Consider the following 23,820-nt stretch of genomic DNA (forward strand, 5'->3'; position numbering starts at 1 on the left):
CTTCCTGATCTTTCCCGAGAAACCATTATTCCAGCGGCGCAAATTTCGTGCCGGCAAGCCCGCCCATCGCGTCGGCCAACAGCGCCGCATCGCGCGTTTCATGCGCGTTGCAGAGGATGATCGCGCGCTCCGTGGCGATCCGATCGCCCGCCACTTCGTCGCGGAACGCGGACCAGGCGGCAGCATGGCTGGCAAAATCAAGACCCAGCGCCGCCTCGATCTCCCGTTTTTCCGCCGCATGGAATCCCGGCTCGAAACGCTCGATCGCGCGCCACCATTTGATCAGGCGCGCCATGCCCTTGGCCTTTACCGCCGCCTGCTGGTCGGAAATGCGCGGCACGATGCTGTCGCGGATGTCGGCAAGCGCGATAGCGAAACTGCGGTCGTGCGCGCCGACCGGCGCTTCGGGCAGTGCGACCGGCGGCAGATCAATTCCCGCCGCTTCCGCCAGCGCCTCCGACAGCACGCGCCGATGGATCGTCGAATAGACGAGGTTCATGCCGAGATTGGGCGGCGGCGGCGCGTCCGGATCGTCGTAGCGCGAGCGCCGCGCGAAGCCCGTCTGAAAGAGAAGCCGCCAGTAGCGTACTCGCGCCAGATCGACCTTGTGCCCGCCCGCCGCTTCATAGGCCGCGAACGCTTCCGGAAGCGGGACGAAACCTTGGAACAACATGCGCAGGCAGAGCATCGCGAGGTCGGCCATCGGGTCGCCGTAGTGAACGAGTTCCCAGTCGAGCAGCGCGGTCACCCGCTCGCCCTCGAAAAGGAAATTTCCCGGCCCGGCGTCGCCATGGACGATCACCGGCGCGGGCATGTCGGCGGGAATATTCGCCTCGAGCCAGTTCAGCGACAGGTGGATCAGCGGGTCCCACACCTTTCCGCTGTTCGCGGCGCGCAGCGCAGCGAGGCGCCGCTTGATGAAGGCTTCGGCGGGTTCGACCGGACCCATGCCCGCGACCGGGGTTTCGACCACATCGATGCGGTGGAGCGCCGCGAGCTGGCCCATGAAATCGCGCGCGAGTGCGCTGCGCTGGCCCGCGTCGGCGATGCCGCCAAAACGGTCGTTACCCGATACCATGCCGCACACGAGCGCGCGCTGGTCGGCAACCGACGCGAAATAGGGAGCGACGCGGACGCCCGCGCCCGCGAGAGGTCCCGAGAGCGCGCGCAGCACCGCCGCTTCGCGCAGGAAGGCCGCATCGTCGCCCGCCCCCGCCTTGTGCACGTCGTAATTCATATAGGCGCTCGCGGTGCGCCCGTCGGGCCAGGCAAGGTCGAGTTCGGCGCCGTCGCGCGATGCGCCGCCGCCGCCGCGCGGGCGGACGGCGGTCACGCGTGCGCCGCTTGCCTGCTCGACTGCGGCGGCAAGGCCTTCGGGAAGGAGGTCGGCTGGCGCCATCAGCCGACGATTTTCGCTTCGCGGAAACCCGCGATCTCGGCGTCCGAATAGCCGATTTCGCGCAAAATTTCGTCGCTATGCTGGCCGACCGCGGGCGCGCAACGCTTGAAGACGATCGGCACATCGCCGAAATGCCAGAAGGCGCCCGGCTGTTCGACGATGCCGTAAAGGGGCTGCGGCAGGAGCGAAACGAGATTCAGGTCGCGGTTCTGCGGATCGTCGAAGAAGCGGTTCATTGCATCCTCGAAATTGACGATGTCGCCGGGAACGCCGGCGGCTTCGAGCGCGGCGAGGAGGTCGGCGGCGGTTCGGCCTTTTGCGGCAGCCTCGAACTGCGCTTCATCGCCGAGCAGATTGCGCAAGGCGGCTTGTTGTTCAGGCTTGTGCGCGGCGACCGCGACCCACTGGCCGTCGGCGCATTCATAAATGCGGTGGTACGGCGAGAAGCCCGTCTGGTCGCTGGTCAGATGATAGGTTTCGGTAAGGTTCCCGTCGGGCCCGATCAGCCGCTCGCCTTGCGTGAACGCGGCGACGCCGAGGAGCGACGTGTGGGTCGTGTGCCCCCTGCCCCCCGCGCGCTTTGCGTAGAGTGACGCCATGATCTCGATGAGGCAGCTTTGCGCCGAGGTGACGTCCATCGTGCCGGGGCGGTTGAAGACGGGCTTGTTCCCCTCGCCGGCATTCTCGAATTCCCAGCCGGCGATGGCGTTGAAGATCGAGTCATAGCCCGGCCAGTTGCCGCGCGAGCCACGCTGGCCGTAGGCGCTGACATAGTTGAATGCGACGTCGGGGTTGTATTTGCGGATGCCCTCTTCGCTGAGGCCAAGTTTCGCAGCGCCCTTGAAGCGCATATTGTGATGCACGACTTCGGCCCACCGGATCAGCCGTTCGAGGATCGGCTGCGCTTCGGGCTTCGTCAGGTCGAGCGCGAGGCTGCGTTTCGAGCGGGCCGCGGCCTGATAATAGCGGTGCATGAAACGGATACGGTCGCCGGTCAGCGCCTCCACCTTGATCACATTGGCACCCATGTCGCCCATCATCGACGGCCCCATCGGGCCGGCGAGGAACATGCCGAGGTCGAGGACGCGGACGCCTTCGAGGATTTCGGCGGGCGCGGCGCCGTTGCCGGTCGCTGCGGGGGGCGGGGTCCAGTCCGCGTCGCCACCCTCGCCGAGACGCGGCGCGGGGCGACCCTGCGGCAGGTCGGCGTCGGTGTGGAAGGGGACGTTCGGCTGGCGCGTCTTGCCCAGATCGGGGTCGTCGACTTCGATCACGAAGCCGTTCGCCTCTACCTCCGGATGGCGCAGGACTTCGCCCATGGGATAGGCGGGTTCGACCGCGATATCGGCGGCGCGCATGTCGGCGATCCAGCGATCTCGCGGGCGGCGGCGGAAGGCGTCCTCGACGCCTTCGGGGGTTTCGAGATCGACGTCGGTCTCGGCCATCACCTCCCACATCGTCGGCATTGTGGCATAATCAAACTGGCGCGTCGGGTCCATGATCTGGAGCCAGTCGCCGTCCTGGCATTGGAACAGCTGCTGCGCCATCGCGCGGGGCACGTCGGGGGCATAGGTCGGCGGATTGGGCATCGGCCCTTCGCTGTTGCGCGCCCAGACGAGCGGCAGCGTCGAGAGGAAACCCTGGAACAGCGAGGTATGCGCGGCGCCGCCCTGCCCCGATTGAAGCCGCATGACGAGCCGCGCGAGGATGCCCGATGCCGCAAGGTGCGCCGCCGCCCAGCTGCCCTGGCGATAGCGATAGACGATGGGGCCGCCGCGGTAGCCGTCGTTCTCGTAGAGCGCGCCGACGCGCGCGGCGACGAGCAGGTCGTCGGCGCCGCGCTCGACGTCGGGGTGGTCGTGCGGGCTGCCGGTGATGCCGCAGGTGACGAGGCGCGGGAAAGACGCTGCGAGTGACGCGTCGTCGAGACCCAACGCCTCTGCCTGTTTCGGCGTGAACTGGTGGAGGAGGACGTCTGCGCCGGCGAGGCGGTCGGTCAGGCCGGCAAGGCCTTCGGTGGTGTCGAGGTCGAGGACGAGGCTGCGCTTGCCGCGATTCCAGTTGGCGAAGGGCGCGGTGCCGCGGGCGGGATCGCCGCCGGGGCGCTCGACTTTCAGGACATCGGCGCCGAGCTCGGCGAGCATCAGCCCCGCGACCTGGACCGCCATCCCCTCGCCGATCTCGACGATGCGAAGGTCGCCAAGCATCGCTCAGGCCTTCTTGAAGTTGGGGAGCACCCAGTCGTCCTGGATCGGGGTCCAGTCGACGGTTACCTTCATCCCGATATGGACATCCTCGGCATCGCAGCCAGAGACGTTGGCGTTGAGGCGGGTGCCCGGCGCGCCGTCGAGGTCGACGACGACGGGGACATAGACATAGTCCTCGCCATTCTTGGGGTTCTTGTTGCAGATCGCGTAGCTGAAGACGGTGCCGGTACCGGGGAGCGTGGGCCATTCCTTGGCGCGGCTGCCGCATTCGGGGCAGACCGCGGTCGGCGGCATGCGGAAATGGCCGCAGTCGCCGCATTTGCACGCAGTGAGCTTGCGCTCCTTCGCCGCCTGCCAGAAGGGTTCGGTATCGGGGTTGGTGGTGATGCGGATCTGGTCGCCGGGAAGCGCGCGGGCAGGGCCGTAGGTCATATGGGTCAGTCCTTGCGCAGGATGAGGCTGGAGACGGGAAGCGACGCCGGGCCGCCCGAGACGAGCGCGAATTCGGCGTCCTTGACCTGGTTGATCGCGGTGCCGCGCACCTGTTCGACCCCCTCGACGATATGCGTCATGCCGATGATATAGGCCTCGTTGAGGTTGCCGCCGTGGGTGTTCACCGGGGTGCCGCCATTGACGCCCTTGCCGGTGGCCGGATCGTAGCGCAGCTTGCCGGAGAGGACATAGTCATTGCCCTCGCCCTTTTCGCAAAAGCCGTAATCCTCGAGCTGCATCAGCACCATCGGGCTGAAATGATCGTAGATCAGCGCGACGTCCATATCCTTGGCCGAAAGGCCCGATTGCGCCCAGACGCGATCGGCGGTGAATTTGTGGCCCGAGCTGGCAAAATGCGGGTCTGGCATTCCCATCCAGGCAAAGGCGCGGCCCCATTCGCGCTGGCCGCCATGCGCCGCGGCGTGGACGACCGCCGGCTTGTGGCGGCAGTCCTTCGCGCGGTCCATCGTCGTCGTAATCACCGCGACGGCGCCGTCGGTCTCAAGACAAAAGTCGAGCCGCCGGAGCGGATCGGCGAGCATCACCGAGGCGTCATATTGTTCCTTGGTCAGCGGCTCCTTGCGTACCGCCTTCGGCCGGTTGTGGGTGTTGGCGCGCGTCGCCATCACGACCTCGCCGAATGCATCCTGCGTCGTGCCATAGAGGTGCATGTGACGGCGTGCGAGCACAGACATCAGATGGCCGGGGCCGACAAGGCCCGAGGGCTGGAGGAAGCTGTTTTCGGGATTGGGCGCAGCCGAACCGAACACGACGCCGAGGCGGTGCTGCGGTAATTGCTGCAACGCCATCAGCGTCACCGTATAGGTGCAATCCTCGTTCATCAGCCCCGCGGTGGCGAGGCCGATCGCGCCGGGGCAGCCGCCGCCGCCGCTGGTCAGCGTCGCCGACCAGCTGATGTGCGGCATTCCGAGCGTTTCCATGAGGGAAGCGGTATCGAACTTGTCGAGATAGCCCGCGCCCGCGGTCGAATAATAGGAAAAGCCATCGATCTGCTTGTGGCTGATCCCCGCATCGGCGCACGCGTTCATGATCGCCTCGGCCGCCATGTCGTTGATCGTGCGCGGCCAGCTTTTGCCGCGGACATAATAATCGGTCGCCCCGATTCCGACGATCGCGCACTTGTCCTGATTGGCCCAGGCCATGCTTCTCTCCCGATTCCCAGTTATCTAACTAGGTTCAATATGATGCCGAGCACCGCTTGTCCAGCCGTCAAGCGAAATGGAGTTTCCGATATTTTCCGCGGAAGTAGAGCAAGGGATCGCGGCGGGGTTCGAAAATCGCTTTGACGACACGGCCGACGAGCAGGAAATGGTCGCCGCCGTCGTGTACCGCGTCGCGCACGCACTCAAAGCTGCTCAGCGATCCGGTCAGCACCGGCGTGCCGAATTCCCCTACCTCCCACGGGGTCGCGGCGAAGCGATCCTCTCCCTTCCCCGCGAAGCGGTTCGATGTCGGCTGCTGGCCGATCTGGAGCACGTTCACCGCGAAGCGTTCGGCCTCGCGCAGAAATGGCGCGCTGCCCGCATTGTTGGCGATGCAGACGAGCAGCAGCGGCGGGTCGAGCGACACCGAAGTGAAGCTGTTCGCCGTCAGCCCGATCGGACGGCCGTCGGGGCAGAACGCGGTGACGACGGTGACCCCGGTCGCAAAACAGCCGAGCGCGTCGCGGAAGGTCCGCGCGTCGGAGCCGGCGCGATATTCGGGCGAGCCGCGCGGCGCGCGGCGCTCGAGAAAATCGATCAGATGGCCGCCGAGCGCATCGACCCGGTCATCGGTCACGACGAGCGCCGCGTCCTCCACTTCGACGAGCTCGCCATCGGGAAGCCTGTCGACGAACGCTTCTGCGTCCCTACGCGACACGATCTCGCTCATTGCGCCGCGAACATAGAGCGTCGGGAGCGCGATATGCTCGGCGACGCCGGCGAGCCGCTCGGTCATCGCTGCGGCGTCAAAGGCACCCAGCATCCGGATGTCCCACTGGGCCTGGCCCGGCGCGAGCGCCGCGACGTCGCGGAGCCGCGCGCCGATCTTTTGCGATACGGCGGGATCGACGTTGAGCGGGAGGTCGACGAGCACCAATCCGGCCGCGAGCATCGCCGCATCGCGCTCCAGTGCCGCGGCTGCGATCCATCCGCCAAGCGTCGAGGCGACGACCACCGGACGCGTGCCGAGCTGCGCGAGCACCGCGCGCAAATCTTCGACCATCGCCTCGAAATCATAGCGGCCGTCCTCGGGCCACTCGCTGCCGCCGTGGCCACGCAGATCGAGGCTGATGACGCGGCGCCCGGCCTGTTGCAGCGCGTTGGCTATGCTGTCCCAAACGCGGCGGGTTTGTCCTGCGCCGTGGATCAGCAGCACCGACGGATCTTCGTCTGCCCCGATCACCTCCGCCTCGAGCCGCACGCCGGCGAAACCGCGATATTCAACGACGCTCATGCCTTGGCCTCCTGCATGGCTTCGCCCAGGTTCAGCCAAATATCGAATTGCTCCGACCGACGCCGCATCATCAGGCGCGCGATATCGGCGTCGCCGTCGATGATCGCCTGACACAGGCTGCGTTGCATCGCGCGCGTGCGTTCGCGCCGATCGGCGTCGGCGTAGAGATCGCTGCCGCGCTCATCGAGGCCAAAGCTGTAGCCGATCTCCATCACCAGTTCGACGACGGGATTGCCGCTCATCCGCGCGATCATCCGCGCCAGCTCGACCTCGGCAACGATCAGTTCGCGCGCGGTGTCATGGCCGTCGATCCGGTCCAGGAAATCCTGCATCCGTTCGGCATCCTCGGGCGTCCGCAGGCGCGCGGCTGCGACCGCGGCCTCCTCCGACACCGGGCGCGTCACCTGGATGACATCGCCAAGGTTCGCGCCGCGCATGCGCAAAAAGCGCGCGAGCGACTGGATCGCGTCGCGGGCGTCGGGGCGCTCGGCGAAATACCCCCCCTTGGTCCCGCGCCGGATGCTGATCAGCCGGTCGCGTTCGACCATCTTGGCCGCCTGGCGGAGGGTCGGCCGACTGACCCCGAAGCGTCCGAGCAGCTCGTCCTCGGCGCCAAGGTAATCGCCGGGATTGGCGGCAAGGCTCAAGCCTGCCAGCGCGCGCGCGGTGCGGCTTGCGAGCGTTTCGTTAGCGCCAGCGGTCTGCATCAACATCTCCCTTAACAGGTATCTATTTATGGGATAAATCGGCCTATGTCCAGAATCTACTTGCTCCAACTTGTATAACTAGGTAGTTATTAAGCGAGATCGGACCACCCGAGTCGAGAGGATGACTGCCATGAAACCCTTTGTGTTCAGCGCCGACAGCCACATCATGGAACCGGCCGATATTTTCCTGGAAGGCCTGCCCGCGTCGCTGAAGGATCATGCGATCCACGCCCGCAAGGAAGGCGAATATCTGATCACCGGCACCAAGGATAAGATCATCTATCGCCTGCGCGTCGGCCAACACCGCGAAAAGGCGCTGGGGGACAACGAGCGCAGGGGCATTCGCGAGATTTCCGGCCGGCTCGAAGATATGGAGCTGGAAGGGATCGACAGCGAAATCTGCTTCCCCTCGCTTGGTCTCTGGCTCTATTGCCTCGACAATGCCGATGCCGAAGCGGCATCGGCGCGCCTCTATAACGACTGGAACGACAGCTTCCTCGGCGGCCATGCCAATCGTTTCGTGCGTTGCGGCATGTTGCCCGTGCTCGACTTTTCGAACACGCTCGCCGAACTCGACTATCTGGCGTCGAAGGGTTTCACCGCCGCGATGTTACCGGCGGTGTCACCGCCGAACCTGCCCAAATATAACAGCGAGGCGTGGGATCCGGTTTTTGCCAAGGCGGCAAAGCTGGGGATCGTGTTCGTCATGCACACCGGTACCGGGCTTGAAACCGTCGTGATCGAACGGGGTCCGGGCGCGGGCATCATCAACTATACCAACCAGATGACCGACGCGCAGCAGACCGCGATGTATCTGGTGTCGGGCGGGGTGCTCGACCGCAATCCCGGGGCGCGGGTCGCCTTTATCGAAAGCGGCGCTAGCTGGCTCGTCGCGCTCGCGGAGCGCATGGACGAGGTGTCGGTCGCGCATGCCAATTTCGTCTTTCCGAAGCTGAGCCGCGCTCCGAGCCAGATCGTCGATGACCAGGTCTGGGCGAGTTTCCAGCACGACCGCGCCTGCATCACGTCCGCCGCCGCCGGCCTGCCCGGCGCGAAGAATATCATTTGGGGTTCGGACTATCCGCACGCCGAGGGCACGTTCCCGATCAGCCGCCGCATCGTCGACGAACTGTTCGAAGGGCTGGACGTCAGCGAAGAGGTGCGCCGCAACATATTGGGATTGAACGCCGCGCGGCTGTTCGGGATCACGCCCGAGGTCGCCACGAGCGAGAAGATCGCGGCCTGAGGCTTCTCCCTCCCGCCTGCGGGAGGGGAATCCGCTCACCCTTCGATCGGCCTCGCCGTCCTGCCCGCCATGATCGCTGCAACTCCGCCGACCAGCAGGCACCCCGACAGGATCGCCAGCGCCGGCTGAAGCGACAGATCGCCATAAGCCGGCGTGAACGCCTTGCTGAGATAACCCGCCACCGTACCGCCGAGGCCGACCCCGGCAAGCCCGATGAACATGTTGATCGTCGCCGACATCATCGCGCGCATCTGAACCGGCACCTGTGCAAAGCAGAGCGCGATGATCGGCCCGAGGTGCAGCGTCATCATGAACTTCACAACGACGAAGCAGGCGAGCGCCAGCCAGGCGTTGCTGGTCAACGCGAAACCGACGCCGAAGGGAAAAGAGATCAGCAAGCCGATGCCGGCGAACCAGCCGTTGAAGCGCGGGTTCGCCTGGCCATATTTGTCGCTGACCCAGCCCGCGACGAGATTGCCAATCACCAGTCCCGCGGCCATCGCGCCACCGAGCCAGAAGCCGGTCTCGGTCTTGTCCAGCCCGTGTACGCGCTGAAAGAAGGACGCGCCCCACAGGATGAAGGCGAAACCGGTGAGCGGGACCATGCAGAGCAAAAGCCCGACCCAGCGCAGCGAAGGGTTCGACGCCATCGTGCGCAGCACCTCGCCGAGGCTCGTCTGCGGCGGTAGCGCAGGCCCCACAATACCGCGGCGGCGCGGTTCGGCGGCGAGCAGATAGACCAGCAGGCCGACGCCGATGCCGGGCAGACCGACGATCAGGAAGACCGTGCGCCAATCATACCATTGCGAAAGCCAGCCCGCGAGCGCGAGCCCACCCGAGAGGCCGACGGCGTTGGCGGCAAGCATGACCGAGATGACCGTCGTGCGGCGATCCTTGGGGAAGATATCGGTAAGCAGCGACATGCCGGCGGGGCCAGCGCCCGCCTCCGCCGCGGCAAGGCCGATGCGCGCGAGGAGCATTTGCCAGAAACTATGGGCAAATCCGGACAACGCAGTCGCGAGGCTCCAGATCGACACGCAAACCGCGATCACGAGCCGCCGGTCGCCGCGGTCGGCGTAGCGCGCGATCGGAAAGGCAGCGATCGCGTAGAAGGCGGCAAAGGCGATGCCGGTGAGCAATCCGAGCTGGCCGTCATCGAGGCCGAGCTCCAGCTTGATGTCGTCCTGGAAGAGCGTGAAGACCTGACGATCGACATAGCTAAGGATCGCAACGATCACGAGCAGCCCAAGCGTCAGACCACGGCGACTGGAGGCTTCCGACGTCATATTTTTCCTTTCCCGGAAAAAAAGAGGGAGGGTCCGGCCAGGCCGTCCCCTCCCCATTGCTCCGAGGAGCGCCCTGTGGTCCTAGAATTCGACGCTGGCGGTCACGCCATAAGTGCGCGGTTCGTTGTAGGTCGCCGAAATATATCCGACCGGCGCAACCAGCTGGTTTTGAACATATTCGCGCTCGTTGGTGATATTGCGCGCAAACACGCCGATCTCGAACCGGTCGAGAAACTCGACCGAGGCGCGCGCGCCGAGCAGGCCGAGCGCCGGCCCGGTGGTCGCAGCGATGATCGCGTTATTGTCGGGATTGGGCGCATAGTTGTAGATGTCGAGCGGCACCTTGCTGCGCCACGAATAATCGACGTGAAGGTTGACCCGCGCGCGGCTGCCGACCGGCGTGGTATAGTCCGCGGCGAGCGAATATTGCTTCTTGAACACGCCGCTGAACCGTTCGAACGAGCGGTCGCCGGTCAGATCCGAATAGCGGACATATTTCGGATCGACCAGCGCGCCGGACGCCTGGACGGTAAAGCCTTCGAACAGCACGGCGGTCAGTTCGGCCTCGAGACCGCGAATGCGAGCCTTGCCCGCGTTGCCGAGCAGCGTCGCGGTGCCGGGAACGGTCGCCGGGGGCACGGGTGGGACGGACACCAGCGTCGAACGCTGAATGTCGTTCACGTCGCTCGTATAGGCCGCGACGTTCAACCGCACGCGATTGTCGAGAAACTCGCCCTTGAAACCGACTTCGTAAGAGTAGGCCACTTCGGGTGCGAAGGGGATGAACGCAGCCGTATTCGGCGCGCGGAGATTCTGCCCCCCCGACCGGAAACCCTTGGCGGTTTTGGCGTAGACAAGGATATCGTCGTTGAGCTTGTAATCGACGCTGGCCGTATAGGACCATCCGCCGAAGCTGTCGCGGCGCTTGAAGGCGCACTGGACCGGATCGACGATCTCGCCGGCACTGAATGCCGGAACGCCGGCAACCACCGCGCAGGTCGTCAACCCGCTGGTGCGGTTGAAATTGTTGCTGCGCGTTTCGAGACCCTTGTCGTCGACCGAATAGCGCAGGCCGCCGGTGAACGACAGCTTGTCGTTGAGATGCCAGGTCGCCTGGCCATACATGCCGATGCTGTCGTTATCGATATACCCCCAGAAATGCGACGTCACCGGATTGAGGACCGGGACCGTGATCGAAATCGACTGGTCAAAGCCGCTTTCATGGAAGGCGAACGCGCCCGCTGCAAAGTCGACGGCATCGCCGAACATCTTGCCGGTGAACTGGAGTTCCGCCGATTGCTGCTTCAGCTCCTGCTGACTTTCGGTGAAGTGGATCGGGTAGGCCGAACCGTCGAGATCGAAGCCGGCGTTGGCGCTGACCTTGCGATAGCTAGCGATCAGTTTCGCCTGACCGAAGCTGGTGTCGAGCGCACCGGTAAAATTATAGGTCTGCGTCTTGGCGTAGACATAGGGAATCTCGTTGTTGGCGGTGATCCGCCCCCCCGCCGCAAGCCGCGCCGCTTCCGTTGCGAGAATCGCCAGGCCGGGCGCCGTCGCGCTAGCCGGCGGATTGCCGTTCAATATGCCGACGAATGTTCCGCTGGTGGCGGCGGTATTGTAGGTAGAATTGGCGCCGCTGAACGCCCGCGTCGTATAAACGAGATTGCGGCTCGGCGCAGCCTCGTCCATCTTGAAATATTCGCCCGAAAACAGGAGGCTGAGGTTGTCGGTCGGCTGGATGAGCAACTTGCCGCGCGCCTGCCAGCGGTCGCGGTTGTCGAGCTTGAGACCGTCGAGATTGCCGCCGACCGGGCGCCGCGCGACGGCGGTGGTGACCGCAGTCACCGCGCTGGCCGTGTTTGCCGGAACGCTGTTCGTCGTATAACCGTCGCGGCTAAATCGCTTGCCCGCAAGGCGGATCGCGACCTTGTCCCCGATCGGGATGTTGACGACCGCCGTCGGCTCGAACTCGTTGAAGCGTCCGTAGGTTGCGGACAGTTTGCCGCTGAATTCGCCGAGCCGCGGGTCGTTGGAGTTGATCAGCATCGCGCCGCCCGTGGTGTTGCGCCCGAACAAGGTACCTTGCGGACCTTTGAGCACCTGGACCGAGCTGATATCGAGCAGGGTCGTGTTGAGGCCATAGGCGCGCGCCCAGTAAACGCCGTCCACATAGGTGCCGACCGAGGGGTCGAGCGTCGCAAGCGTGTCGTTCTGAAATTGGCCGCGGAGCGCAACGGTGATGCCAGCGGGGCTGTTCGACCCCGAGCGGATATAAAGCCCCGGGGTGAAGTTCGCGATGTCCTGGACACGGATAACGCCCTGAGCTTCAAGGCTCTCGCCAGTAAAGGCGGTCACCGCAACGGGAACATCCTGCAGATTTTCGTTCACCTTGCGCGCCTGGACAATGATGTCTTCGAGACCGACGGTTTCGTTCTCTGCCGGCGGCGGCGGGGTGGTTTGCGCGAACGCGGGTGTCGATGACAAGGCAATGGCCGTCAGCGAGACCGCGGTGAGCATCCGGAACGAATCGCGCTTCTGCTTGAAATTCATGGTCAACATCCTCCCCGCGAGGCTTCATATGTCCTCGCTACGTCAGTTGTATAACTAGGTCTAACAAGATAGACAAGTGAATTGCGCTTTCCGTTGCGGAAATCGTAAGATTTTTCCCTTCAATCCGGCGCTTTGGGTAATAATCGTGCGAGGGCCGGCACGTCGGCAAGGGCGCGCAGGACATCGTTGAGATGGGTGCAGCCGAGCGTGCCGGCGAGCGTATCGAGAACCGCCTGCCGAAATTCCGGGACATTCTGGCCGACCATCCGCGCCGCCTTCATCGAGGCACCGGGGCATTCGCGAAACGGCAGGATCAGCGGCAAGGCCTGAAGCGAAAGCAGGGTTTCGCTCGCTTCGTCGATCTCCGCATAGACCCGATACTCGTGGATCGCGGTCCGCGTCCCCTCCGGATTGGGCCCGCTGTCCTGAAAGCCCGCGTCGACCTTTAGCACGCCTTCCGCGCGCCAGATGTCGATGCGGCGCGCGCGTCGTGCCAGGGGGCGGGCGACCTGTTCAGGCATGGTGTGCCAGCCGGCCGGATCGTTCGGGTTGGCGAGCGGACCGACTTCGGTCGATGATTGATGCTCATGGTCGACCCCACCACCTTCCGACAACGAACTCGCGCCTTCGGTGAAGCCTGTGCAGATGTTGAGCATCCGTCCCTTGTTCCCGGCGGTCGATTGCGTGCCCTTGCTGCGCATCGCCGCCTGCCAGTCGTCGATCCAGCGCGACCATATCCAACCCGCGACGAGGCTGGCGCCAGCGAAATCATCGAGGAGCTGAAAGGTGGGCGTGCCGCGGATGTCGCCCAGCGTCGCCGCGAGCGCGTGGCGGCTGGCGCCGCCTGCGCGCACCCCGACCATTTCCTGAAGCCGCGGGTGATCGGGCGTGGCCGATATTTCGAGTATCTCGCGGATCGGTGACGTCCGGATGCGAAAGTCGCCGCGGGCGAGTTCCACCGCTTCGCCCTTGAAAGAGGTCAGTAGATCGCGAGCGCGCCCGGCCATGATCCACGCCTGGCCGAAGCCATCGGGCCAGTCGGAGTCGATCGAAGTCGTGCGCCGGATCGAGCCTGGCCGACGCGCGGGCGCCGGGCCCGCCGACTGCCGGGCAAAGGGAAATTGCTGGGGAGCGTTCAAGACCTTGATCCTATTTGGGCGGCATACGGATGGCGCCATCGAGCCGCAGATTCTGGCCGTTGAAATAGCCATTACGGACAAGCTCCAGCACCAGCGAACCGAACTCTTCGGGATGGCCGAGGCGCTTGGGGAACGGCACCGAAGCCGCCAAACCTTCGAAAACAGCCGGCGCGCGATCCTTGACCGCAAGCATCGGCGGCGTCGCAAAAATGCCGGGCATGATCGAATTGACGCGGATGCCAAGGTCCATCAGATCGCGCGCCAGCGGCAGGACGAGCCCGTTGACCCCAGCCTTGAGCGAGCCATAGCCGACCTGCCCGATCTGCGCATCCTGCGCAGCGGCCGACGCCGTGAGGATGATCGCGCCGCGCTCGCCATCGTCGTTCAGCGGCTCGGCATTCGCCATGCCGAGCGCCGACAGCGATGCCAGCCGGTAGCTGGCGATCAGGATGCCCTGAGCGGAGAAGGCGTAGTCGTCGGTCGAGTAGCGGACATAGCCGCCCGTCGCCTTGTCGTAACGGACGGTCTTTCCGCCCTTCGATATTTGCGCGCAGTGGACGAGCACCCGCTCCTGGCCGTGTGCGGCGCGCGCGGCCTCGTACCCCGCGACGACACTGTCCTCGCTGGTGATATCGACCTTGCAGAAAATCCCTCCGATCGCGTCGGCGACCGCTTTTCCGCCCTCTTCATTGACGTCGAAGATCGCGACCTTCAGCCCCGCGCCCGCAAGCGCTTCGGCACTAGCGCGGCCAAGGCCCGAGGCGCCGCCAGTGACGACTGCAGACAAATTCTTGTCGAGTTTCATGCCCTTGTTTCCTTGCTTTCAGATTATTGCAGAACTTCAAGATTGCCGCCATCGACGATCAGCACCTGACCGGTGATGAACCCGGCACGATCCGAACAGAGGAAGGCCGCGGCAGCCGCCATATCCTCGGGCGTTCCCATTCGCTGGACGGGCCACGCGCTGACGCGCTCGGCGATATGGTCTTCGTAGGTCTGGCCTTGGGCCTCGGCGATCTTCGTAAACACGTCGCGGAATTGCGGCGTCGCGATCGCACCGGTGCCCAGCGTGTTGACGGTAATGCCGAAGGGACCGAGTTCGGCGGACAGGGTTTTCGAGAGCGCCAGCGCGCCGACGCGGTAGGTGTTCTGCGCCGCACGTGCGAGCTTGCGGTGCGGCGCCTTCACCGAGTTCGTGCCGATCGTCAGGATGCGGCCCCAGCCCTGCCCGCGCATATGCGGAAACACCGCCTGCACGGCCCAGCGGAACGCCATGACATTGTTGTTGTTCGCGGCGACAAAAGTCTCGTCATCGACGTCGAGGAAAGACCCTTTGGGGCCGGAGTCGACGTTGAAGATCAAAATGTCGGGCGCCCCGAACGCGCCGGTCGCTGCGTTGACCGCCGATGCTATCCCGTCCCTGGTCGTGCAATCAGCGGAGATGCCGGCGACCTGCCCGCCTGCCGCTCGCACCTCTGTAACCGCAGTATCGATCGTCGCCTGCGTCCGCGCGGCGATCACGGTCTTGCAGCCTTCGCGCGCGAACTCGTGCGCGCAGCCGAGCCCGATACCCTTCGATCCGCCGAAGACGAGCACAACCTTTCCGGCAATCCCGAGGTCCATCAGGGCGCCTTTCCCTGCTGGAGCTTGAGCCGTTCCTGCAAGATGTCGTTGCGACCCGGCGACGCCGCGACGGTCGAGCCGCCGTCCATCTTGATCGTCGTACCGGTGATATAGTCGGACTTTGCCGAGGCGAGGAACAGGCAGGCGTGCGCGATATCGGCCGGCGTACCCGCGCGGCCGACGGGAACGGTGGCACCATAAGCGGCGAGGCCCTCGTCGCCGAGCACCGCTTTGGCGCGGTCGCTGGCGACGAGGCCCGGATTGATCGCGTTGACCGTGATCCCCTCGCCCACGACGTCGCCGGCAGCGGCGCGAATGAAAGCGTCGAGCGCAGCCTTCGCCATGCCATAAGCGGTCATGTTGGGAACGACGTTGAAGGTGCCGTTGATAGAACCGATCGCAATGAATCGCCCGCCGTCCTTCGCGTCGGCGAGATGGGGCCGCGCGGCGTCGAGCAGCCACCAGGCGGCTTTCGCGATGCTCGCAAAGCCCGCTTCCAGACGCTCGTCGTCGACGTGGCCCACCCCGCCGTGCGGAATGTCGGCCGCGGCGTGGACGATGATGTCGACGGTGCCGAACGCTTGCACCGTTGCTTCGACGAGCGCACGGCAATCGGCGTGACGCGCGATGTCAGCGGCGAAACATTCGGCGACGCCGCCCGCCTTTTCGATCTCGGCCTTCACATCCTCGGCATAGGATATGGTACGAGCGCCGAGCATGACCTGTGCGCCTGCTGCCGCGAAGGCCTTGGCGATCCCGCGCCCGACGCCGCGCCCGCCGCCGGTGACGATGACCGACTTGCCGCTGAAATCTTCCATCACGACGCTCCTTCGAACAGGGACTGCAATCCCGGCGCGGATGGTTTCATCGAAGGAGTGCGCGGAAAGTCGGAAACGTAGCGGATGTGTACCGGAACCTGATACGTGATCAGCCGCTCCTTGAGCCACGCCTTGAGAACTTCGACCTCCGGTTCGGCTGCGCCGTCCTTGAGGATGATTGCCGCCGCGGGCACAGCCCCGAGCCGCGCGTCGGGCACGCCCACCACCGCGGCTTCGCGCACGGCGGGATGATCGTTGATCGCACGGGCGACATCGTCGGGATGGATCTTGAACCCCCCTCGGATGATCGCATTGTCGGCGCGTCCCCGGATATAAAGAAAACGATCGGCGTCGAGCACCGCACGATCGGTCGTGCGCAGCCATTGCATGTCGTTGTCAAGCTGGCGCCCCTTGAGCTCAAGCAAGCCTTCGGTCCCATGTGGCAAGACCGCGCCGCTTTCCGCATCGACGACGCGCGCCTCGATATCGCCGTGGACGCGGCCGACGGCGCCGCGCTTTTCCGTCCAGAGCCGGCGAAAATCGTCGATCGTCCACCCGGCAATCGCACCCGCGAATTCGGTCGCACCATAGTTGCCGCAGATCGGAATATCATATTTGGCGAGAAAGGCATCGACGAGATCGGGTGAAAGCGGCGCAGTGCCCGAGATTAGCGACTTGAGGCTCGACAGGTCGGCGGGGTCGACGTCGGCGTCGAGCAGCATGCGCACCGCCGAAGGGACTGCGGGAGCGACCGCAGGACGGTTGCGCTTCACGGCAGAAACCCACGCCTCGACGGTGAATTTTTCAAGGAGCGCGATCTTTCGTCCTGCCGCGAGCGCCCCGATGCAGCCATAGATGCCGCCGATATGCGTGAGCGGATTGACGATCATCGTACAGCCCGAGTTGAGCTTCGGCGGATCGTCGAAGCTGCGCCCGCGTTCATATTTCGTGAAACCGCGAAAGCTCGCATCGAAGGAGTCGCGGCTCAAGGGGACGCGTTTCGGCGTGCCCGTGGTGCCGCTGGTGAGCATTTCGATCGCGACGCCGGGTGAAGTCTGCACCGCGGCGCGCCTTTCGCTCGGGACGACGCGCGCGCCTTCGAGGCGCGCGCCGATCTCGACGACGGCCGAGCCCGCGCGCTCAAGCGCCTCGGTGACGCCCGGCCGGGCGAGATCGGTCGCGTCGGCGATGACGACCGGAAGCCCGAGCCCTTCGATGTCGTCGAACAGCTTTGCGTCGGGCAGGATGGGGTTGAGGGTAACGAGGCAGCGGTCGGTCGAAAGCACCGCGACGATCGCGGCGACATGGCCGGGACGGTTGCGCAGCATCACGCCGACGCGCGTATCCGCGGGCAGTCCCATTGCTTCGAGCCCATTCTCGATCGCGCGGACAGTCTCCGCGATCTGTCGCCAGCTATAGTCGTGCCCTTCAAAATCGATCTCGGTCCGATCCGGATCGAGCGCCATGATCGCGCGCAGTTTTTCGGTCATCAACGCCATCAGAGCGCAAGGCCTCCGCTCGCCTCGATGATCTGGCCGGTGACCCAGCGCGCATCGTCGCCCAGCAGCATCATGACCGCGCCCGCGATGTCGTCAGGCTCGCCAAGGCGCCCCATCGGCGTGTGCTTCGCGGTGGCCTCGTCCCAACCGGGCGTTTCGCGCAGCGCGGTGATGAAGTCGGTGGCGACGGCACCGGGCGCAATGCAGTTGCAGGTGATCTGGCGCTTGGCGACCGCGAGCGCGGTCGAGAAGGTCAGGCTCTGCACCGCGCGCTTGGTCATCGCATAGGCGGCGGCGAAAGGCTGGCCGACCTTGCCCGACATCGACCCGATATTGACGATGCGCCCGCCATCGCGCAGCCGCGGCAGCGCGGCTTGCGTGACAAAATGCGGGCCCTTCACATTGACCGCGAACAATTCGTCGTACAGGTCCTCGCCCGCGCCCTTGAGCGTGCCGTCGCGGCCGCCGCGGCCGACGCCGGCATTGTTGATCAGAAAATCGAGATTGGGGGCGCCGCCGAACTGCGCATCGCACGCCGTGAACAGCGACTCGATCCCCGCGAGCGTCGAAACGTCGGCCTGCACCGCGAACGCCTTGCCGCCCGCCGCGACGATCCCCGCCGCGAGCGTCTCGGCGGCCTCCTTGCTGCCGGCGTAGTTGATCGCGACATGCGCGCCTGCGGCGCCGAGTCGCTGCACGATCGCAGCGCCGATGCCGCGCGAACCGCCGGTGACCAGTGCGGTCTTGCCTTCGAACATCCGCTTTCTCCCCATTTCCTTGTCCTGACATAATTGACCTAGTTATATAACTCGTGCAAGACCTATATCGAAATGCTTTTGGGAGAAGCGCGGTCATGGCTGATCAGATCTTGAGCGAGCGCGACGGTTCGCTGCGCATCATCACGCTGAATCGCCCCGAGCGGCACAATGCGATGGACGACAGCATGTCGGCGCTGTTCCAGCAGCTCGTTGGCGAGGCGCTCGACGAGACCGAGTCGAATGCAATCCTGATCCGCGCGACCGGAAAAAGCTTCTGCTCGGGGCGCGACACCAACGTGCTGGGCCAGCGCGCACGCGACGAGAGCGATTTCCATTTCGTGCGCCGCCACCAGGAAGGCCGCCTGCGGATGCAGGAATCGACCAAGCCGATCATCGCCGCGCTGAAGGGGGGCGCTATCGGCGGCGGGTGCGAACTCGCGCTCGCCGCCGATATTCGGATAAGCGACACGACGCTGAAAATGGCGCTGCCCGAGATCCTCTACGGGGTGCTCCCCGATACCGGCGGGACGCAGATGATGACCGCGCTGATCGGTCCGTCGCGGACCAAATATATGGTGATGACCGGGCAGAAGATCGACGCTGCGACCGCGCTGGAATGGGGCGCGGTCGATTTCGTCGTCGAACCCGATGAACTCGACGCCCGGGCGCTGGCGGTCGCGCGCGATATCGCCGCCAAACCGCCGATCAACCTCGCGATGGCGAAGGAGATGATCAACCTGATGCACGGTGCGACGATCCGCACCGGCACGCGCGCCGAGCTTTATGCGCAAAGCTATCTGTTCAAGACCGACGATTATCACGAGGCACGCGCCGCGATCCGCGAGAAGCGCGCGCCGCACTATAAAGGCAAATAAATGGCCCTCCCCGCCCCGCCTCCGCTTGGCGCGAAAGCGCTGCCCGATGGGACCTATGCCGGACAGGTTGTCGCCGTGACCGGCGGCGGCACCGGGCTGGGCAAGGGCATGGCGGTCGAATTTGCCAGGCTGGGCGCCAAGATCGCGGTGCTGAGCCGCAAGCCCGAGCACCTCGAAGCCGGGCTCGCGGCGATCCGCGACGTCGGGGCCGAGGCGATCGCCGTCGCGTGCGACGTGCGCGATCCCGATGCCATTGCGGCGGCGTTCGACGCGATCGAGGCGAAGCTTGGCCCGGTCGATGTGCTGATCAACAATGCCGCGGGCAATTTCCCCGCGCCGGCGGAAGAAATGACGCCGAACGGGTTTCGCACCGTCGTCGATATCGTCCTCAACGGCACCTATAATTGCAGCCGCGAATTTGCGATCCGGCGGCTCGCGGCGGGGCTGCCCGGCGCGATCCTGAATATCGGGGCGACCTATAGCTGGACGGGGGGACCGGGCACGTCGCATTCGGCGGCGGCGAAGGCAGGTGTGACCAACCTGACGCAGAGCCTTGCGGTCGAATGGGCACCTGACGGCATCCGCGTCAATTGCATCGCGCCGGGGCGCTTCCCGCACGACGATCTGCCCGACCATATGACGCGCCACCGTGTCGGCGAGCGCGGCGATAACACGATCCCGGGAATGCGCGTTGGCGAGGTGCGCGAACTCGGTTGGGCGGCGACCTTCCTCTGCTCGCCCTATGCGACCTATATCAGCGGGCACACGCTGGTCGTCGATGCCGCGAACTGGCTGCGGCGGTCATTGGTGATGCCCGAATTCGTGCCGATCCGCGAGCAGTTCGGCAAACGCGCGCGCGAAAGCGGAACGGCAGCGGCGGCAATCGCCAAAACGCGGGGAGACGTGGCATGAGCGAAGCGCTCGTCCTGCGGCACGACGCTGGCGGCATCAGCACATTGACGCTGAACCGTCCCGCCCAGCGCAACGCGATCAACCGCCAGCTGTTTCGCGAATTCCGCGCGCATATCCGCGATATCGAAGCCGATGGCAGCGAGGTCGGCCTGATCGTCGTGACGGGCGCGGGGGAGCATTTCTGCGCCGGGCATGATCTGAAGCAGGCGCCGCACGCCGATGCGCTCGGCTGGCTGCGGCAGGAGATGCTGATCCTCGAACGGCTGACGAAGTTGCCCCAACCGGTGATCGCGAAGGTGCGCGGCAGTTGCTACACCGGCGGGCTGGAATTCGCGCTCTCGGCCGATTTTATCGTCTGCGACACTAGCGCACGCTTCGCCGATACGCATGGCAAATGGGGGCTGGTTCCAGGCTGGGGCCTGTCGCAGCGCCTGCCGCGCCGCGTCGGCCAGGCGAAGGCGCTCGAAATGATGCTGACGTGCCAGCCCTATACTGGCGAGCAGGCCGCAGCGATGGGCCTTGCCAATTATTGCGTCGCCGATGACGAACTGGATGCCAAGGTTTCCGATCTCGCCGCGCTGATCCTCGGCAACAGCCGCCACAGCAATGCCGAGAACAAGCGGCTGATTTACGACACCGACGGCATGGCGCTCGGCGCGGGGCTGAACCACGAATTGATGCGCAACGCGGGCTTTGATCCCGCGATGCGCAAGAAGGGCGAGCCCATCGGCAGCGCGAAAAAGGCCGATTGATGGACATCGGCTTTTCCGTCGAAGAGACGCGCTTCCGCGAGGAGTGCCGCGACTGGTTGCACGCCAATGTGCCCGCAGAGAAACGCCCGCTCGACGCCGCCGACGCGATCGGTTTCGACAAAGCGTGGCAGCGGCGGCTGTTCGACGCCGGCTGGGCGGGGATCAACTGGCCTGCCGATTATGGCGGCCGCGGACTGTCGATCGTCCAGCAGGTGATCTGGCTTGAGGAATATGCAAAGGCGCACGCCCCATGGATCGGCGCCAATTTCGTCGGGATCAACCATGGCGGGCCGACGCTGATCCTGAACGCGAGCGAGGAGCAGAAGGCCTATCACCTGCCCCGCATCCTGAAGGGCGAAGCGATCTGGTGCCAGGGCTTTTCGGAGCCGGGCGCGGGTTCGGACCTCGCGGGCATCAAGACGCGCGGGCGGATCGAGGGCGACGAGCTGGTCGTCAACGGGTCGAAGATCTGGACGAGCTTTGCGCATGTCGCCGACTGGCAGGAACTGGTGCTGCGGACCGAGGAAGGGTCGCAGCGGCACGCCGGGCTGAGCTGGGCGATCTGCGACATGCATGCGCCGGGGATCACGGTGCGGCCGATCAGGAAGATGTCGGGGCAGACCGAGTTTGCCGAGGTTTTTTACGACGATGTCCGCATACCGCTTTCAAATGTCGTCGGCGGGCTCGGCAACGGATGGAAGGTCGCGATGTCGACGCTGAGCTTCGAGCGTGGAACGGGCTTTATCGCCGAGCAGGTCAAGGCGGGGCAGGAGATTGCCGAGCTGGTCACGACTGCGCGCGCGAACGGAATGATCAAGGACGACCGCATCGCCGACCAGTTGTCGCAGATGCGCGCCGAGGTCGCGGCGCTGCGCGCAATGACCTACCGCAATATTTCCGAAGTCGTGCGCACCGGGCAACCGGGGCCCGAAGCGTCGGTGATCCGGCTGTTCACCGCGGAGCTCGGTCAGCGGCTCGAGCGGATGGCCGTGCTGTTGATAGGCGAGGACTTGATCGACTTTGCCTATGGCGACGACAACGCGGTGCAGGATTATCTCCGCGGTTTCGCCTCGACGATTGCGGGCGGCACGGCGCAGATCCAGCGCGACATCATCGGCGAGCGCTTGCTCGGCCTGCCCAAATCGAGGTGACGCGATGGATTTGACTCTGAACGACGAGCAGGAAGCGCTGCGGACCGCGACCGCCGACTGGTGCCGCGACCATATGCCGCTGGAGGGAGCGCGGTCGCGTCCCGCCGGTCTTTGGGGCGATCTCGAAACGATGGGGTGGACGGGCATGACCGCACCCGGATTGGACCTGGACCATGCGACCGAGGCAGTCGTGTTCTCCGAGCTCGGCCGCGTCCTCGCGCCGATCGGGCTGATCTCTACTGCAGCGGCCCATCGATGGTTCGCTGACAGTATCGACGGCAAGGTCGCGCTGGCGCTGCCTGCCGACGAACCCCGCGATATGCGCGTGCTCGATCCGGGCGGTGCAAACGTGGCGCTGATGTGGACAGCCGGCGGGTTGCGCCTGTTCGATATGCCGAACGACCGAACACACGCGCCCACGATCGACCCGTCGACCGACCAGAGCCGGCAGGAATGGACGGCCTCGGTGGGGACCAAGGACGCCGCCGCGCCGCTGCACCTGCAACTGCTGGCCGCAGCCTATGCGGTCGGCTGCGCCGACGCGGCGCGCGACATGGCGGCCGATTATGCCAAGCTTCGCCACCAGTTCGACCGGCCGATCGGCTGGTTCCAGGCGCTCAAGCATATCTGTTCCGACATGGCGGTGCGCGCCGCGGTGGCGCGTTCGCAGCTCCATTATGCCGCCTGTTCGCTCGACGCGCGCGATACCGACGCCGCTTTTCATATCGCCGCCGCCAAGCGCCTCGGCGACCAGGCCGCGCTCGATAACGGCCGCGCCAATATCCAGGTCCATGGCGGCATCGGCATGACCGACGAGGCCGCGCCGCATCTCTGCCTGAAGCGCGCGCACCTGCTGCAGTTCATCGCCCCCGCCGACGCCGCTTTGTTACTGGAGGATGCTGCATGACCGAAGCTGTTGCCGCCTGGGGCGCCACTGCCCCCGATGCCGCCCTTGCCCCGATGCCGATCGAGCGCCGCGAGCTGCGCGCCGACGATGTCGCGATCGACATCCTCTATTGCGGCGTCTGCCATTCGGACCTTCACACCGCGCGCAACGACTGGGGACGGACACGTTACCCCATCGTTCCGGGGCACGAGATCGTCGGGCGCGTCAACGCAATTGGGAGCGCGGTCGACGGCTTCGCGATCGGCGATGCGGTCGCTGTCGGCTGCCTCGTCGATGCCTGCCTCGAATGCCCCAATTGTGCCGAGCATCAGGAGCAATATTGCCCCGGTAGCGTCGGCACCTACAACGGCCGCGACCGGCACGACGGCAGCCAGACGCAGGGCGGCTATTCGAAACGCGTGATCGTGCGCGACAAGTTCGTGCTGCGCGTTCCCGACGCGCTCGATCTCTCCAGGGCGGCACCCTTGTTGTGCGCCGGCATTACCACCTGGTCGCCGCTGCGGCATTGGGGTGTCGGTCCCGGCAAGCGGGTCGCGGTGGCGGGCCTCGGCGGACTTGGTCATATGGGGGTTAAATTCGCCGCCGCGCTCGGCGCCGAGGTGACGATGATTACCACCTCGCCGTCAAAGGCCGACGATGCCCGTTCTCTCGGCGCATCGCATGTGCTGATCGCGACGGACAAGGAGGCGATGAAGGCAGCGACGGGCCGCTTCGATTTCATCCTCGACACAATCCCGGTCGCGCACGAGTATCAAAACTACCTGCGCCTGCTCAAAACATCGGGCCATCTCGTGATCGTGGGCGCGGTCGATCAGATGCCCGGCTTTCATTCGGGGCTGCTGCTCGGCGGCCGCAAATCGGTCGCGGGCTCGGCGATTGGCGGGATAAAGGAAACGCAGGAGATGCTCGATTTCTGTGCCGAGCATGGCATCCTGCCCGAGACAGAAACCATCGCGATGGCCGACGTGAACACGGCTTACGAACGGATGGAGAAATCGGACGTCAAATATCGCTTCGTGATCGACATGGCGACGCTGTGACA

21 protein-coding genes are annotated in these 23,820 nt (G+C 65.2%); 7 read left to right on the top strand and 14 right to left on the bottom strand.

Annotation, left to right across the window (positions count from 1 at the left end):
• Window positions 1-25 precede the first annotated feature (25 nt).
• From ATE64_RS06985 to ATE64_RS07010, 6 genes are all read right to left on the bottom strand, one after another.
• Window positions 26-1,399 carry a phosphotransferase family protein gene (locus tag ATE64_RS06985; RefSeq protein ID WP_058454014.1) on the bottom strand — a complete coding sequence of 458 codons (1,374 nt, stop codon included), beginning with the start codon at window positions 1,397-1,399 and terminating at the stop codon, window positions 26-28.
• Entirely contained in the window at window positions 1,399-3,606 is a 2,208-nt protein-coding gene (locus ATE64_RS06990; protein ID WP_058454015.1) for a CoA transferase, read from the bottom strand. The genes ATE64_RS06985 and ATE64_RS06990 overlap by 1 nt, the downstream gene beginning before the upstream one ends.
• A 3-nt stretch (window positions 3,607-3,609) precedes the next feature.
• Window positions 3,610-4,038 (bottom strand): OB-fold domain-containing protein, encoded by a 429-nt coding sequence (locus tag ATE64_RS06995; RefSeq protein WP_058454016.1) that lies wholly within the window; start codon window positions 4,036-4,038, stop codon window positions 3,610-3,612.
• Between the two features lie 5 nt (window positions 4,039-4,043).
• Window positions 4,044-5,261 carry a hypothetical protein gene (locus ATE64_RS07000; RefSeq protein ID WP_058454017.1) on the bottom strand — a complete coding sequence of 406 codons (1,218 nt, stop codon included), beginning with the start codon at window positions 5,259-5,261 and terminating at the stop codon, window positions 4,044-4,046.
• Window positions 5,262-5,328: 67 nt separating this feature from the next.
• Window positions 5,329-6,555, bottom strand: a complete 1,227-nt coding sequence (locus tag ATE64_RS07005) for an alpha/beta fold hydrolase (protein ID WP_058454018.1) — start codon at window positions 6,553-6,555, stop codon at window positions 5,329-5,331.
• Entirely contained in the window at window positions 6,552-7,262 is a 711-nt protein-coding gene (locus ATE64_RS07010) for an FCD domain-containing protein (RefSeq protein ID WP_058454019.1), read from the bottom strand. The genes ATE64_RS07005 and ATE64_RS07010 overlap by 4 nt, the downstream gene beginning before the upstream one ends.
• A 130-nt stretch (window positions 7,263-7,392) precedes the next feature.
• Here ATE64_RS07010 and ATE64_RS07015 point away from each other — a divergent pair, with 130 nt between their 5' ends.
• A complete protein-coding gene (locus tag ATE64_RS07015; RefSeq protein ID WP_058454020.1) occupies window positions 7,393-8,508 on the top strand; it encodes an amidohydrolase family protein in 1,116 nt (371 codons plus the stop codon).
• 35 nt (window positions 8,509-8,543) lie between these two features.
• On the opposite strand, the gene ATE64_RS07020 is transcribed toward ATE64_RS07015, so the two are convergent.
• The 8 genes from ATE64_RS07020 to ATE64_RS07055 form a co-directional block, all read right to left on the bottom strand.
• Complete coding sequence (locus tag ATE64_RS07020; protein WP_058454021.1) at window positions 8,544-9,794, bottom strand: MFS transporter; 1,251 nt, start codon at window positions 9,792-9,794, stop codon at window positions 8,544-8,546.
• An 81-nt stretch (window positions 9,795-9,875) separates the two neighbouring features.
• Window positions 9,876-12,344 carry a TonB-dependent receptor gene (locus ATE64_RS07025; RefSeq protein WP_058454022.1) on the bottom strand — a complete coding sequence of 823 codons (2,469 nt, stop codon included), beginning with the start codon at window positions 12,342-12,344 and terminating at the stop codon, window positions 9,876-9,878.
• A gap of 119 nt (window positions 12,345-12,463) precedes the next feature.
• Window positions 12,464-13,483, bottom strand: a complete 1,020-nt coding sequence (locus tag ATE64_RS07030; protein ID WP_058454023.1) for a DUF2889 domain-containing protein — start codon at window positions 13,481-13,483, stop codon at window positions 12,464-12,466.
• Between the two features lie 10 nt (window positions 13,484-13,493).
• A complete protein-coding gene (locus ATE64_RS07035; RefSeq protein WP_058454024.1) occupies window positions 13,494-14,288 on the bottom strand; it encodes an SDR family oxidoreductase in 795 nt (264 codons plus the stop codon).
• Window positions 14,289-14,311: 23 nt separating this feature from the next.
• Entirely contained in the window at window positions 14,312-15,106 is a 795-nt protein-coding gene (locus ATE64_RS07040; protein ID WP_058454025.1) for an SDR family oxidoreductase, read from the bottom strand.
• Complete coding sequence (locus ATE64_RS07045) at window positions 15,106-15,924, bottom strand: SDR family oxidoreductase (protein ID WP_058454026.1); 819 nt, start codon at window positions 15,922-15,924, stop codon at window positions 15,106-15,108. The genes ATE64_RS07040 and ATE64_RS07045 overlap by 1 nt, the downstream gene beginning before the upstream one ends.
• Window positions 15,924-17,414 (bottom strand): class I adenylate-forming enzyme family protein, encoded by a 1,491-nt coding sequence (locus ATE64_RS07050; RefSeq protein ID WP_058454157.1) that lies wholly within the window; start codon window positions 17,412-17,414, stop codon window positions 15,924-15,926. The genes ATE64_RS07045 and ATE64_RS07050 overlap by 1 nt, the downstream gene beginning before the upstream one ends.
• A gap of 8 nt (window positions 17,415-17,422) precedes the next feature.
• Window positions 17,423-18,181: an SDR family oxidoreductase gene (locus ATE64_RS07055; protein ID WP_058454027.1), complete on the bottom strand. Its 759-nt coding sequence runs from the start codon at window positions 18,179-18,181 to the stop codon at window positions 17,423-17,425.
• Window positions 18,182-18,276: 95 nt separating this feature from the next.
• Here ATE64_RS07055 and ATE64_RS07060 point away from each other — a divergent pair, with 95 nt between their 5' ends.
• From ATE64_RS07060 to ATE64_RS07085, 6 genes are read left to right on the top strand one after another with little or no spacing between them, the layout of a single operon-like run.
• Window positions 18,277-19,056 (top strand): enoyl-CoA hydratase/isomerase family protein, encoded by a 780-nt coding sequence (locus ATE64_RS07060; RefSeq protein ID WP_058454028.1) that lies wholly within the window; start codon window positions 18,277-18,279, stop codon window positions 19,054-19,056.
• Window positions 19,057-19,968 carry an SDR family oxidoreductase gene (locus tag ATE64_RS07065; RefSeq protein WP_058454029.1) on the top strand — a complete coding sequence of 304 codons (912 nt, stop codon included), beginning with the start codon at window positions 19,057-19,059 and terminating at the stop codon, window positions 19,966-19,968.
• Window positions 19,965-20,720 (top strand): enoyl-CoA hydratase/isomerase family protein, encoded by a 756-nt coding sequence (locus ATE64_RS07070; protein ID WP_058454030.1) that lies wholly within the window; start codon window positions 19,965-19,967, stop codon window positions 20,718-20,720. The genes ATE64_RS07065 and ATE64_RS07070 overlap by 4 nt, the downstream gene beginning before the upstream one ends.
• Window positions 20,720-21,871: an acyl-CoA dehydrogenase family protein gene (locus ATE64_RS07075; protein ID WP_058454031.1), complete on the top strand. Its 1,152-nt coding sequence runs from the start codon at window positions 20,720-20,722 to the stop codon at window positions 21,869-21,871. The genes ATE64_RS07070 and ATE64_RS07075 overlap by 1 nt, the downstream gene beginning before the upstream one ends.
• A gap of 4 nt (window positions 21,872-21,875) precedes the next feature.
• Window positions 21,876-22,778, top strand: a complete 903-nt coding sequence (locus ATE64_RS07080; protein WP_058454032.1) for an acyl-CoA dehydrogenase family protein — start codon at window positions 21,876-21,878, stop codon at window positions 22,776-22,778.
• Entirely contained in the window at window positions 22,775-23,818 is a 1,044-nt protein-coding gene (locus tag ATE64_RS07085) for an NAD(P)-dependent alcohol dehydrogenase (protein WP_058454033.1), read from the top strand. Before ATE64_RS07080 ends, ATE64_RS07085 begins: the two co-directional genes overlap by 4 nt.
• Window positions 23,819-23,820 lie beyond the last annotated feature (2 nt).

It is taken from the genome of Sphingopyxis sp. H073 (assembly GCF_001468395.1).
Taxonomy (GTDB): domain Bacteria; phylum Pseudomonadota; class Alphaproteobacteria; order Sphingomonadales; family Sphingomonadaceae; genus Sphingopyxis.